Raw genomic sequence first — 12,925 nt, 5'->3', positions numbered from 1 at the left:
CGGCCGTCCGGACCCACCCGCGGCCGGACGGACCCGCGTCAGGAACCCACTCCTGTCCGGAACCCACTCGTGTCCGGATCGCAAGACCCGATCGTCCACGTCGTGAACACCCTCTTGCTGTCGGCGAATTCCGGGCGCAGGCTTTCCCTACTAATTCAGTGGGAAACAGGGAAACCGGGAACTGGGAAAGGACTTCCGCAGTGCGCCCCACCCCCGATCTGGTCAACCCCCCATCGGAAGACGGCATATGGCCGCGCGTCACCCGTGAGATCGCGGACGATCTCGCCGTCGACGCGCTCCTCCGCGACCGGGCGGGCAAGCCGCCGTACGACGAGGCCGCACGGCTGCGCGAAGCCGGGCTGCCGTCTCTGCTGCTGCCGCCCGGCCCGCCGGGCAGGGGCGCCGACTGGCGGGCCGCCTGTGCCGTCGTCCGGGAGATCTCGGCGGCCGACGGCTCCATCGGCGAACTGCTCGCCCGGCACTACGTCCTGTCGTGGAGCGCCCGCCTCTTCGGCACCCCGGAGAGGGCCGAGGCGCTCGAACTCCGGGCTGCCGAGGAACAGTGGCTCTGGGGCGGGAGTATCGACGTCCCGCGGGCGGAGACCGCGGAGGCCGGCTCCGGGCCGGTCCTCACTCCGGTGCGCGGCGGGCAGGCACGTGACGGCTATGTGCTCGACGGGCGGCGGAGCTTCCCCGCGGGCGTCACCGTCGCCGACCGGCTGGTACTCGGCGCGGTCCGTGCCGGAACCGGCGAGTCGCTGATCGTCCTCGTGGACCCGGCCCACCCGGGCGTCCTGGCCGAGCCGGCGCACGACCGCCTCGGCCAGCGGCTGACCGGAGCCGGCACCCTCGTATGCGACGGTGTCCCGGTGCGCCCCGAGCAGGTACTGGGCGCCGTCCCGCGTGAAGAACACGACGCCTCCCCGTTCACCACGCTCGCACCACTGGCCCTCCGGCTCGCGCTGGTCCATGTCGGCCTGGGGATCGCCGAAGGAGCGCTGGCCGAGGCCCGGGACGTCAGCCGCACCACGCCGCACACCTGGCCGCCGGCGGACACGGACGGCGATGCCTACGAAGGACGGCCCGGCGGGGATCCGTACCTCCTCCTGGCCTACGGGGAACTGGTGGCCGCCGCGCACACGGCGGCAGCGGTGGCCGAACCGGCGACGGAGGCCCTGGCGCGAGGGCTGCGCAGGGGGCACGGACTCGGCGTCGAGGAGCGCGCCGACATCGCCGTCCTGATCGCCGCGGCCGAGGCGGTCACCAGCAGGTCCGTCATGCACATCACCACCCGCGTGCTGGAACTCACGGAGGGCACCGACGTACCCGCCCGCGACCCCGGCTTCGACAGGTTCTGGCGCAACGCGCGCGTCCTGACGGCACAAGGCTCGCCCACCCACCGGCTCCGGGACATCGGCGACCACTACCTGAACGGCACCCGTACGCCCGTGACTCTCCGCATCTGAGCGCCCTGGCAGGCCTTGTCGACAGCCCGAGTCGACAGCCCGTGTCGCCAGCAGGCGCGTGCCGGCAGCAGGCCTGCGCCGACGCCGTACCGGCGCTACTGCCGGGGCTGCTGCCGGGGCTGCCGTTCGCGCCGGTGGTGGTGCACTCTGGAGAGAGGTGTGGTTCTCGCCGCCGGACGGAGGGAGCGTTCCGATGTGCGCAACCCGGCTCGCCCCGGCGCCGCTGCCGACGCGCCGCGGCTGCCCGCTCGACCCACCGGACGATTTCCGACGGCTGCGGCAGCAGGATCCGGTCAGCAGGCTGTCCTTCCCCGACGGCAAGACCGGCTGGCTGCTCACCCGTCATCGGGACGTCCGCGCGGTGCTCGCGGACGACCGGTTCAGCGCGGACCGGAGGCGGGCCTCGCTGCCCCTGCGGAGGATCCCGATCCGCCTCGCCGAGGCCGAACAACGCGCCGGTGTGCTGCTGACGATGGACCCTCCGGAGCACACCCGCTACCGCCGGATCCTCACCCGCTACTTCACGGTGCGGAGGATGCGGGCCCTGGCCCCGCGGGTCGAGCGGATCGTCGCCGACCACCTCGACGCGATGGAGCGCGGCGGCCCCCCGGTGGACCTCGTGCCGGCCTTCGCCCTGCCCATCCCCTCCCTCGTCATCTGTGAGCTGCTCGGCGTCCCGTACGCGGACCGGGCCGGATTCCAGCGCTGGAGCAGGACGCTGCTCGGACTGGACGTGGACGAGGCCGAAGCGCTCGCGGCACACCAGGCGCTCTGCGGGTATATGCACGACCTCGTCGTCGCCAAGCGCGCCCGTCCCGATGACGCCCTGCTCAGCCAGCTGATCGCGAGGGGAACCGAGGCGCCGGAGGACGCGCTGAGCGACGACGAACTGGCGGGCATCGGGCGTCTGCTGCTGGTCGCCGGCCATGAGACCACCGCGAACATGCTGGCGCTCGGTACGTACACCCTGCTGTCGTACCCCGGCGAACTCGCCGCGCTGCGCGCGCACCCCGAGGGCGTCCAGCGCGCCGTCGAGGAGCTGCTGCGCTACCTCACCATCGTGCAGTTCGGCACCCTCCGGGTCGCGAAGGAGGATGTCGAGATCGCCGGGCGGCGCATCCGCGCCGGGGAGACCGTGGTCGCCTCGCTGGCCGCCGCGAACCGGGACCCCGAGCAGTTCGACGGGCCCGACCGGCTCGATGTGACCCGCGAGCCCTCGCAGCATGTCGCGTTCGGGCACGGCATCCACCAGTGCCTGGGCCAGCAGCTGGCACGGGTGGAGATGGAGGTCGCCTTCCCGGCGCTCTTCGGACGGTTCCCGGACCTGCGGCTCGCCGTACCGGCGAACCAAGTCCCCTTCCGTGACGACATGTTGATCTACGGGGTGCACGCCCTGCCGCTCACCTGGGGGTGAGCACACGTGGGGACGGACACGTGGGGGGACGGACACGATTGGGGGTGAGCACAGCATGCGCATCCGCGTCGACCGCTCGCGCTGCCGTGGCGCCGGACAGTGCGCCCTCACCGCTCCCGCGCTCTTCGACCAGTCCGAGGAGGACGGTACGGTCGTCGTCCTGAACGACGAGCCCCCGCCCGAACTGGCGGACGCGGCCCGCCGTGCGGCGGCCCTGTGCCCCAACTCGGTCATCCGGGTCATCGAGGACGCCGCCGAGCACATCGAGCACGGCGCGCCGGGCCTCAAGAAGGCCGCAGAGTGAACGCGCCCTCCGGGTCGGCCGCGGGGCACGGGTGGAAACCGGTGCTGATCCGGTCCAGGAGCCCTCGCAGCCAGCCGAGGTCCTCGGGCGAGGGGTGCCGCAGCCGCATCTGCCGGGCCTGGAGCGGTGTGACCCGCAGGTCGTGGAGCCGGCCGGTGTCCGGATCCACCGAGACCAGGAAGAGCAGCCGCAGGTCGTCCCGGTACTCCTCGTAGCCGGTGATGCCTTCGTAGTCATCGATGAAGTCGCCGCACCCGTGGATCAGGAGCCTTCCCCGGTGGACCTCCAGGCCACGGGGATGGTGTGCGGAGTGCCCGTGAAGGATGTCCACCTCGCCGTCGAGGAGGTGGTGCGCGAACGCCGTCTCGGCACGGGAGGCGCCATATCCCCAGTTGGGACCCCAGTGGACGGAGACCACCGCGATATCGCCGGGGCGCTTGGCCTGCCGTACCCGGTCCGCCAGCTCGGTCGCGGCGTCCCGGGTCGGCGCGGCCACGAAGGCGACACCGCTGCGGTCCTCGGCCGCGGCCCAGCCGTGCGGGATGCCGCTGGACGGCATCCCGACGGAGAAGACCAGCACCCGTCCGCCACCGTCGAGCGGCACCACGGCCGGACGCCCCGCCGCCGCGGCGTCCGCGCCGGCCCCCGCCGTGCGCAGGCCGGCGCCGGCCAGGGTGCCGAGCGTCTCGGCCAGTCCGCTGCGGTCGAAGTCCAGAACGTGGTTGTTGGCCAGTACGCAGACGTCGGGGCGGGCGGCGGTCAGACAGGGGAGGTTCGCCGGGTTCATGCGGTAGTGGACCGCCTTGCCGGGGGCGAAGGAGCCGCTGCGGGTGACGCTGGTCTCCAGGTTGATCACCCGGGCGCCGGGCGCGGCCTCGTCGAGCACGCGCAGCGCCTCCCCCCAGGGCCAGTCGAAGCCGACCGGACGGGGAATGGGACCGTTCACCACCTCCGCCAGGTCGATGTAGACCCGGGCGTCGCGGACATAGCCCTCACGCAGCGCGGGGTCGCCCGGGTGCGGAAGGATCTGGTCGACGCCGCGCCCGAGCATCACGTCACCGCAGAGGAACACGGTGACCGGGTCACCGCCCACTCCTCCAGGCTAGACGTTCAGGCTGGGCGTTTTCTGACGGATCTCCGGCGTCACGGTCGCGCGTCCCCGACGGGGTACGGCACGAAGGTGCTGCTGTGCTCGTCGATGGCGAGGGGCCGTCCCAGGGGCGGTACCGCGCGCTGCGGGCAGTCCAGGCGTTCGCAGATGCGGCAGCCCATGCCGATGGGGGTGGCGGCGGAGGCGTTGTCGAGGTCGAGGCCGTCGGAGTAGACGAGCCGGGAGGCGTGCCGGATCTCGCAGCCGAGGCCGATGGCGAAGGTCTTGCCCGGTTCGCCCCAGCCGCCACGGTGCCGGGTGACGGTGCGGGCGGTCCACAAGTAGCGCTGTCCGTCCGGCATCGCGGCGATCTGGACCTGGATACGGCCGGGCGCGGCGAACGCCTCGTAGACGTTCCACAGCGGGCAGGTGCCGCCCGCGCGGGAGAAGTGGAAGCCGGTGGCGGACTGGCGTTTGGACATGTTGCCCGCACGGTCGACACGTACGAAGGAGAACGGCACCCCGCGCAGGCGGGGGCGCTGGAGGGTGCTGAGCCGGTGGCAGACCGTCTCGTAGCCGAGGCCGAAGCGGTCGGTGAGGCGCTCCAGGTCGTAGCGCATCTCCTCGGCCGCGATGTGGAAGGCGCGGTACGGGAGGATCAGTGCGGCGGCGGTGTAGTTGGCGATGCCGATCCGGGCGAGCGACCAGGTGGTGGAGCCCTCCTCGTAGTCCTCGGAGGCGAGCGCGGACAGTTCGTCGGCGAACTCCAGCAGGGCCAGCTGGGTGGCCATGCGGAAGGCCTGCTGGCCGGGGCGCAGGCGGTGGGACAGGTGCAGCACCCGGGCGGCCGGGTCGTAGTGGTGCAGACGGCGGCCGGAGCCGGGGGCGAGGCGGACGCCGTGCGCGTCGGTGAGCCGGGTGGCGAGGGCGGGCAGTACCTCGCCCGGCCGGATGCCGAGGGTGCCGGCGAGTGATTCGGCCGCGAGGTCGAGGTCGTGCAGGTAGTTCTGGCGGCGGTAGAAGAACTCCCGGATCTCCTCGTGCGGGGTGCGCGGCGGGGCCGGGTCGTCGTGGTCGCGGCCGTGTGCCGCCTCGGCCAGGCGCTCGGCCAGCTTCTGGTTGCGGCGGCCGAGGTCGAGCAGGACGCCGGCGACCGCCGGGAGCCGGGAGGCCAGTTCCGAGAGGTCCGCGGGCGACACCCGGGCGGCGGTGACCTCGTCCGCGAGCGCCTCGCGCAGGTCGGCCAGGAGGCGGCTGGTGTCGCGCTCCGAGAAGAAGCCCGGGTCCACGCCGAAGGTCTCGGTGAGGCGCAGCAGGACCGGCACGGTCAGCGGCCGTGAGTCGTGCTCCATCTGGTTGAGGTAGCTGGGCGAGATCGCGAGCATCCGGGCCAGTGCGGCCTGGCTGAGCCGTCGCTCCTCGCGCAGCCGTCGCAGCCGTGCCCCCGCGTATGTCCTGCTCAAGCGTTCCGTCCTCTCCGCCCTCTCCGTGCGTTCCGGAGGGAGCCTACGAAGCGCCGGGCGCGAAGGGACAGGAGCCTTGGCAAAGTTGGCAAGAAGGCATCGGAAGATGCGCGGAAGTTGGCAGTCATCCATGCTTGTTGGCACTCAGTGCCAATGCCAGAGTCGTAGTGCGGCCCGCCGGACCCCGGTGGCCGGAGCGGAACCACGGGACCGACCAGACGCCCTGACGTCGTACGTCCCGGAATTCCGGCCCGGTCCCCCGGACGCATTGCTCACCTCTCCACAACACCGGGCGGGGTTCGGCGGGCGTCGCACCGGACGGTATGGCACTCAGTGACGCGCCCTTCGCACCGTTCACAGGCACACCGTTCCAGGGCAGTTCACGGACACACGCTTCACAGGCAATCAGTTCACCGGCACACGGTCCCAGGGCCATATGGCCCACGGGCACACGATCCACAGCGATTTCAGGCGACCACGGGAGACGGTCATGGCGCAGGCAGGTACGACGGCGGCCGAGCAGCTGGCACAGCGGTGGGCGACGGACCCCCGCTGGGCGGGAGTTGAGCGCACCTACACGGCCGAGGACGTGGTGCGGCTGTCGGGCAGTGTCCGTGAGGAGCACACTCTGGCCCGGCGGGGCGCCGAGCGGCTGTGGCGGCAGCTGCACGAGCTCGACTACGTCCACGCCCTGGGCGCGTTGACGGGCGGTCAGGCGGTGCAGCAGGTCAGGGCCGGGCTCCAGGCCGTCTACCTGTCGGGCTGGCAGGTGGCCGCCGACGCCAACCTGGCCGGGCACACCTACCCGGACCAGAGCCTGTACCCCGCCAACTCCGTTCCGCAGGTGGTGCGCCGGATCAACAACGCGCTGCTGCGCGCCGACCAGATCGCCACCGCCGAGGGCGGCCAGGACACCACCGACTGGCTGGCGCCGATCGTGGCCGACGCCGAGGCCGGATTCGGCGGCCCGCTCAACGCCTTCGAGCTGACCAAGGCGATGATCGCGGCCGGTGCGGCGGGTATCCACTACGAGGACCAGCTGGCGTCCGAGAAGAAGTGCGGCCACCTCGGCGGCAAGGTCCTGGTGCCCACCGGGCAGCACATCCGCACCCTCAACGCCGCCCGCCTCGCCGCCGACATCGCCGACGTGCCGACGGTGATCGTGGCCCGTACCGACGCGCTGGCCGCCAGCCTCCTCACCAGCGACATCGACGAGCGCGACGCCCGCTTCTGCACGGGCGAGCGGACCGCCGAGGGCTTCTACCGGGTCGAGAACGGCATGGCCGCGGTCATCGCCCGGGGCCTGGCCTACGCTCCGTACGCGGATCTGCTGTGGGTGGAGACGGGGACGCCGGACCTGGCGCAGGCCCGCGAGTTCGCCGAGGCGATCCACGCCGAGTACCCCGATCAGATGCTGGCCTACAACTGCTCGCCGTCGTTCAACTGGAAGGCCGCCCTCGACGACGACCAGATCGCCAAGTTCCAGCGGGAGCTGGCCGCGATGGGCTACCGCTTCCAGTTCATCACCCTGGCCGGATTCCACTCCCTCAACCACGGGATGTTCGATCTGGCCCGCGGCTACGCGGAGTCCGGCATGACGGCCTATGTCGACCTGCAGGAGCGGGAGTTCGCCGCCCAGCAGCACGGCTTCACCGCCGTCAAGCACCAGCGCGAGGTCGGCACCGGCTACTTCGACCAGGTCTCCACCGCCCTGAACCCCGCCTCCTCCACCACTGCGCTGGCCGGATCCACCGAGGAGGAGCAGTTCCACTAGGAACGCTCCACCGGGAGCGGTTCCTCCGGGAGCCGCTCCACCCACGCTTCCCGGGGACGGGAGGCGCCCGCCACGACCGGGGCTGAGGGGCCCGGTCGGCCGCCGGGGCTGAGGGGCCGCGGCTGCCGTGACAGGGGTGCGGGGCAGCGGAACGATGCTGCCCCGCACCCCTCTCGTGCGCGGTGCCGTACGTGGTGCCGTACCCGGGTGGCGGCGGCCGCCGGGACGTCGGACGGCCGGTCAGGCCGACCGTACCCGGACGGTTTTGGCCCGGCCGGGATTTCTCCATACGATCCATCGATGATCACAAGAAAACGGTTGACGGCCGGGGTGTGCGCACTGCTCGCCGCCATGGCCGTCGCCCTTCTGCCCACGCCCGCCGGCGCCGGTGAGCCGGCGGCGAAGGCCACCCCCAAGGTCGAGCTGACGCTCGATGTCAGCGGCTCGATGCGGGCCCGCGACATCGACGGGCAGAGCCGGATGTCCGCCGCCAAGCAGGCGTTCAACGAGGTGCTGGACGCCGTACCGCAGGACGTCCAGCTCGGCATCCGCACCCTCGGCGCCACCTACCACGGCGACGACCGGCAGGTGGGCTGCAAGGACACCCGGCAGCTCTACCCCGTCGGGCCGCTGGACCGGACCGAGGCGAAGACCGCGGTGGCGACGCTGGCGCCCACCGGCTGGACGCCGATCGGCCCGGCCCTGCTGGGCGCCGCCGAGGACCTCAAGGGCGGCGACGGGGCCCGCCGGATCGTCCTGATCACGGACGGCGAGGACACCTGCGCCCCGCTCGACCCCTGCCAGGTGGCCCGGGACATCGCGGCCCAGGGCATCGGCCTCACCATCGACACCCTCGGGCTGCTGCCGGACGACCGGACCCGTAAGCAGCTGAGCTGTATCGCGGAGGCCACCGGCGGGACGTACACCTCGGTGCAGCACACCAAGGAACTGCGCGACCGGGTACACCAGTTGGTGAAGCGGGCCGCCGACCCCGTCGTCACCCCGGTGCCCGCCGAGGGCGCCCAGCAGTGCGCCAACGCCCCGAAGCTCACGTCCGGTCTCTACACCGACCGCGAGAAGTTCGGCGAGCACCGCTGGTACCGGGTGGACGTCCGGCCGGGCCAGGAGCTGCGGGCGTCGGTGAGCGTGGCCGCCGACCGCGCCGTCAACAACGATTACGGAGTCCTGCTGCGGGCCTCGACCGTGCACGGACGGGAGATCGTCCGCGGCTCGGAGGCAGGCTACGGGCGGACGGATGTGATCTCGTCCGGGCTGCGCTACCCCAAGGCCGAGGTGGACGCCCCGGACGGCGGGGACAAGGCCCCGGCGGAGACCGTCTGCCTCCAGGTCGGCAACTCCTTCTCCGCGCCCGCCTCGGTCAGGACCGACCCGGGGCTCCCGGTCGAGCTGGCCATCGACGTCGTCGACGGTCCCCGCGACGGCTCCGACGCGGCGTCCTTCGGCCTCGGCCACGGCTGGTGGCTGCTGGGCTCGCTGGCTCTCGCCGGTCTGGCGGCAGGTCTGCTGTGGGGCTGGCTCTCCCGTTGGCGCGTCACCGTGTGGAGGACCAACTGATGCGTACCGTACGCATACTGACGACCGTCGTCCTGGCCGGGGCCGGCCTGCTCGGCCTGGCGGGGCCCTCGCTCGCCGACAGCCCCACGCCCACCCCGAGCGCGAGCGGGAGTCCGGATTCGGCCGCGCCCACCGAGGCCGGCACCTCCTTCCGTACGGCGGCCGCCATCCGGCCGGACCAGCCCGCCACGGCCGACGCGTCCACCGGCGACTACCTCTACTGGGTCCTGCCGGTGGACGCCGGGCAGCGCGCCACGGTCAAGGCCAAGGTGACGCTCCCGCCGGCCGCCGGCCGGCACGGTGCGGCCACCTGGCAGCTCGACGTCTACGACGGGCTGCGCCGCCGCCAGGCGTGCACGTACGGCGCCTCGTCGCGGTCCGCGGACCGGGACGCCGGCTCCGTCGAGCTGTCCTGCACCCTGCGCACGGTCCGCGGCTGGGCGGAACCGTGGTCGAACGATCCGCTGCCGGGCAGCTACTTCGTCCGCCTGACGGTCGCCGGTGTGCCGCAGGAGGACCTGGGCCAGCCGGTCCACGCCGAGGTCGTGGCGTCCACCTCCGACCAGGGCGGGGCCCATGCGGTGGACGGCGCGCTGGCCGCTCCCCTGGTGCCCGGGGCCGGGTCCGCCACTCCGCGGGCGAAGGGGGACGGTGCGTCACCACGGCCCGCGGCCATGGCCGAGCCGGAGGGCGGCTGGTCCTCGGGCCGGTGGTCCGACCGCTGGATCTGGACCGCGGCCGGGGGTGCGCTCGCCGCGCTCGCGGGTATCGCCGGCTACCGCGCCACCCGCGGGGCCGGCCGTCCGTCGAGGGTACCGCCGGGCGCCTGATCGCTGCCTGATGATCCCGCACACCGGGGCGGCCACGGGAGGTTCCGTGGCCGCCCCGGTGCCGCGGACGGGTGGGGACAACCGGGGACGGCCGGATGCGGGCGGGGGCAGCCGGCGGCCGCCGGTCATCCGTCGCAACAGCAGCAGCCACCACAGCAATCGCAGCCGTCACAGCAGCCGCAGCAATCGCAGCCATTGCAGCAGTCGCAACCGTCGCCGCAGTCGCAGTCCTGGCAGCAGCCCTCGCGCTTCTTGCGCGACCAGGGCCCCTCGTACTCCTCCGCACAGCAGAGCTTGCACGTGCAGCACAGACCGATGGCGACCGCGCAGCCCGCGAGGAAGCCACGGGGCGGCTTGGGCTGGTGCGGGAGGTGCGGGAATCCGCCGTCCCCGCCGCCGGGACCGCCACCATGGCCACCGCCGCCCTGCCCGCCGGGCGGCACCGCACCCCCGCCGTAGGGGTTCTGCGGCCCGTTCAGGTGCTGCCGGCCATGGGCATACGGGCCGACGGGCGCCCCCTGGCCGTACGGGGGCGGCTGACCGGGTCCGTTCTGGTAGGGGTTGCCCTGCTGGTACGGGTTGCCGGCCTGGCCGCCGTACGGGCCCGGTGCCCCGTGCCCCTGAGTGCCGTTCCCTTGGGTGCCGTGCCCCAGGTGGGCGCAGCCGACGGTGCCGAAGGCCCGGTCCACCGACCGGCGCAGCTCGTGCACCAGCAGCACATGAACCAGGGCGGAGTCGATGAACTCCACCTCGCGGAGCGCGAGCCGGATACCGTGCAGCGCGTCGTCGCAGAGCCGGCGGGCCTGCGCGGTGGTGGCGCCGGTGGCCGTCAGCGGGTTCCAGGCGCCCTCGGCGTCGTCCTGGGCGCGGTCCTCCACGGCGTCGAGGAGGTGGGCCAGCCGGCCGAAGAGCCGGCCCGCCTCGGCCAGCGGCTCGGCGTTGCCCGGGCGGCCCGCCAGCACCGCGGTGTGGGCGAAGGCGGCGGCGGTGGCGGTCTCGGTCGGTTCGGTGATGGCCGTCAGGGGTGTGCCGGGGCCGGCCAGTTGCTCGATGCCCAGCTGACGGTCGACCGCGTCGACGAGTACGGCGGTGTCGAAGCCGACGCCGGCGCCGGTCCGCGCCCCGGCGCGGTCCCACCCCGCGGCGACCTTCCGCGCCGCGGCGGCCACCGGCCTGCGGCGCAACAGGCCGTTCCGGTCGGCCACATGGTCCCGGATCTTCGCCGAGGCGAGCACGAGGGACACCGAGGCGGCGAGCCGCGCGCCCTCTCCCCGGGCCACGGAAGCGGTGCGCATGCCCCGGAGCGGGCAGGGTCCGGCGGTACGACGGTGGTCGGCCGTCCGGCCCGACTGGGCTTCCGTCAGTACGGAAATGATCAGTCCGTCGTAGTTGGTGACGACCCGGGCGAACTGCCCGTGATCGGCGCGCAGGGCGAGACAGAGGCCGCACAGATGGGCCATCCACTCGGCCTTGAGCCCTTGAGACAGGCGATGGGAACAGGGCCTGACGATTCCGAACATGGTGAAACCCCCCGTAAGACGTCGGAATGGTGGCAATGGTGGCGTGGGGCGTGGGCGACACGGCCCGGGCAACGGCTGGAGATCGTACCGACTACTGCGCTGACCTGCGTACATACCCCTCGCACAAACCGGGCGCGCAGGCTGACACCCCGCCGGCCGGCCGTCGGACCCGGCCTCGGACGACCAGCCCTCCGCCCACCTGTCCTCAGATGACCAGCGGGTGCTCCGGCTCCTCGCCGGGCCCGCCCGGCTCCTGGCTCGCGTGCTCGCGCACCCGCGCGGCGAGTACGGCGACATCGTCCTCGGCGTACATCCCGTCGAGGTCGAGCAGAACCTCGTCCAGTACCTCCTCGACGCCGGCCCCGACAGGCAGCCGCAGCCGGGCCAGCCGGGCCAGGGAGGCGTCGATGTCCTCACCGCGGCGCTCGACGAGGCCGTCGGTGAACATCAGCAGGGTGTCGTCGGGTGTCAGGGGGCGGGTGATCATCTCGTAGCCGCCGATGCCGGTGCCCAGCGGCGGGCCGACCGGCACCGGCACCAGGTCGGCGGTGCCGTCCGGGCCGAAGACCGCCGGGGGGAGGTGGCCGGCGCTGGCGAACCCGGCGATACCGCGGGCCGGGTCGACCCGGGCCAGCAGACAGGTGGCCGGACGGCGGTACTCGTCCTCGGCCACCGCGGTGTCCAGCTGACGCAGGACGCGGTGCGGCGGCAGGTCGGTCGAGGCGACGTAGCGGAGGGTGGAGCGGTAGGCGTTCATGTCGACCGCCGCGTCGAGCCCGTGTCCCATGACGTCACCCATGACGAGGAGGGTGCGCCCGTAGTGGAGCCGGACGGTTTCGAACCAGTCGCCGCCGACCAGGGAGCTGGAGCCGGAGGGGAGATAGCGGGTGGCGAGGTCCAGGTTGGGGTGCGGCCGGCCCGGTTCGGCGAGGAGGGCCCGCTGCAGGTCCAGCGCGGTGCGCTGCACCGAGGCGTACCGGCGGCCGTGCGCGAGGTGGCCGGCGGCCAGGCGTGCCAGATGGTGGACGGTGGCGGTCTCCTGGTCGCTGAAGGTACCGCCCGCGCGGAGGGTGAGCAGCGCACCGTAGCGGCGGCCGTGCGCGAGCAGCGGCACCGACAGCGCCTGGGCCGACATTCCGCCCTTGAGGACCGCGGTGGTGGTGATCGGGCGGGCCTCGTCCAGTGCCCGTAGCGCGGGTGCTCCGCCCTCGGGCGGCCCCGTCGCGTCGTCGGGGAAGCGCGCCTGAAGCACCTTCACCAGCCCGGCCGACGCCACACGGTGGAGCGCCGGCCGGGCCGGGCCCCGCGCCCCGGTGACGTCCTCGGACAGCAGGTCGACCGCGGCGGCGTCACACAGGTGCTTGCACAGGAAACGGCACAACTCGGCGCAGGTCGTCTGCTCGTCCAGGGTGGTGCCGATCTGTTCGGCCGCTTCCTCCATCACGCGCAGGCGGGTCAGTACGCCGGCGAGGTCGGTGTCCCGGCCCGC

At 73.2% G+C, this 12,925-nt stretch carries 10 protein-coding genes; 6 read left to right on the top strand and 4 right to left on the bottom strand.

Annotated elements, in window-relative coordinates; genetic code table 11:
- The first annotated feature begins 200 nt into the window (after positions 1 to 200).
- From ACFY12_RS09760 to ACFY12_RS09750, 3 genes are all read left to right on the top strand, one after another.
- Complete coding sequence (locus ACFY12_RS09760; RefSeq protein WP_390715238.1) at positions 201 to 1,466, top strand: acyl-CoA dehydrogenase family protein; 1,266 nt, start codon at positions 201 to 203, stop codon at positions 1,464 to 1,466.
- Positions 1,467 to 1,659: 193 nt separating this feature from the next.
- On the top strand, positions 1,660 to 2,880 hold the full coding sequence (locus tag ACFY12_RS09755; protein ID WP_390715237.1) for a cytochrome P450: 1,221 nt from the start codon (positions 1,660 to 1,662) through the stop codon (positions 2,878 to 2,880).
- 55 nt (positions 2,881 to 2,935) lie between these two features.
- Positions 2,936 to 3,184 (top strand): ferredoxin, encoded by a 249-nt coding sequence (locus ACFY12_RS09750; protein WP_390715236.1) that lies wholly within the window; start codon positions 2,936 to 2,938, stop codon positions 3,182 to 3,184.
- Here the strand turns inward: ACFY12_RS09750 and ACFY12_RS09745 are convergent.
- Entirely contained in the window at positions 3,165 to 4,277 is a 1,113-nt protein-coding gene (locus tag ACFY12_RS09745; RefSeq protein WP_390715235.1) for a CapA family protein, read from the bottom strand. The genes ACFY12_RS09750 and ACFY12_RS09745 overlap by 20 nt on opposite strands.
- Positions 4,278 to 4,327: 50 nt before the next feature.
- Positions 4,328 to 5,737 carry a short-chain fatty acyl-CoA regulator family protein gene (locus ACFY12_RS09740; RefSeq protein ID WP_390715234.1) on the bottom strand — a complete coding sequence of 470 codons (1,410 nt, stop codon included), beginning with the start codon at positions 5,735 to 5,737 and terminating at the stop codon, positions 4,328 to 4,330.
- Between the two features lie 490 nt (positions 5,738 to 6,227).
- On the opposite strand from ACFY12_RS09740, the gene aceA reads away from it, so the two are divergent.
- The 3 genes from aceA (at position 6,228) to ACFY12_RS09725 (ending at position 9,916) form a co-directional block, all read left to right on the top strand.
- On the top strand, positions 6,228 to 7,511 hold the full coding sequence (gene aceA, locus ACFY12_RS09735) for an isocitrate lyase (RefSeq protein WP_390715233.1): 1,284 nt from the start codon (positions 6,228 to 6,230) through the stop codon (positions 7,509 to 7,511).
- A gap of 300 nt (positions 7,512 to 7,811) precedes the next feature.
- Entirely contained in the window at positions 7,812 to 9,086 is a 1,275-nt protein-coding gene (locus tag ACFY12_RS09730; RefSeq protein WP_390715232.1) for a VWA domain-containing protein, read from the top strand.
- A complete protein-coding gene (locus tag ACFY12_RS09725; protein ID WP_390715231.1) occupies positions 9,086 to 9,916 on the top strand; it encodes a hypothetical protein in 831 nt (276 codons plus the stop codon). The genes ACFY12_RS09730 and ACFY12_RS09725 overlap by 1 nt, the downstream gene beginning before the upstream one ends.
- Before the next feature lie 125 nt (positions 9,917 to 10,041).
- On the opposite strand, the gene ACFY12_RS09720 is transcribed toward ACFY12_RS09725, so the two are convergent.
- A complete protein-coding gene (locus tag ACFY12_RS09720; protein ID WP_390715230.1) occupies positions 10,042 to 11,436 on the bottom strand; it encodes a DUF5685 family protein in 1,395 nt (464 codons plus the stop codon).
- 205 nt (positions 11,437 to 11,641) lie between these two features.
- Positions 11,642 to 12,877 carry a PP2C family protein-serine/threonine phosphatase gene (locus ACFY12_RS09715; RefSeq protein ID WP_390715690.1) on the bottom strand — a complete coding sequence of 412 codons (1,236 nt, stop codon included), beginning with the start codon at positions 12,875 to 12,877 and terminating at the stop codon, positions 11,642 to 11,644.
- Between the last annotated feature and the right edge of the window lie 48 nt (positions 12,878 to 12,925).

The organism is Streptomyces sp. NPDC001339 (assembly GCF_042895955.1).
Taxonomy (GTDB): Bacteria; Actinomycetota; Actinomycetes; order Streptomycetales; family Streptomycetaceae; genus Streptomyces.
Note: the sequence above shows the minus strand (reverse complement) of the source record. Positions and strands in the feature narration are given on the sequence as shown.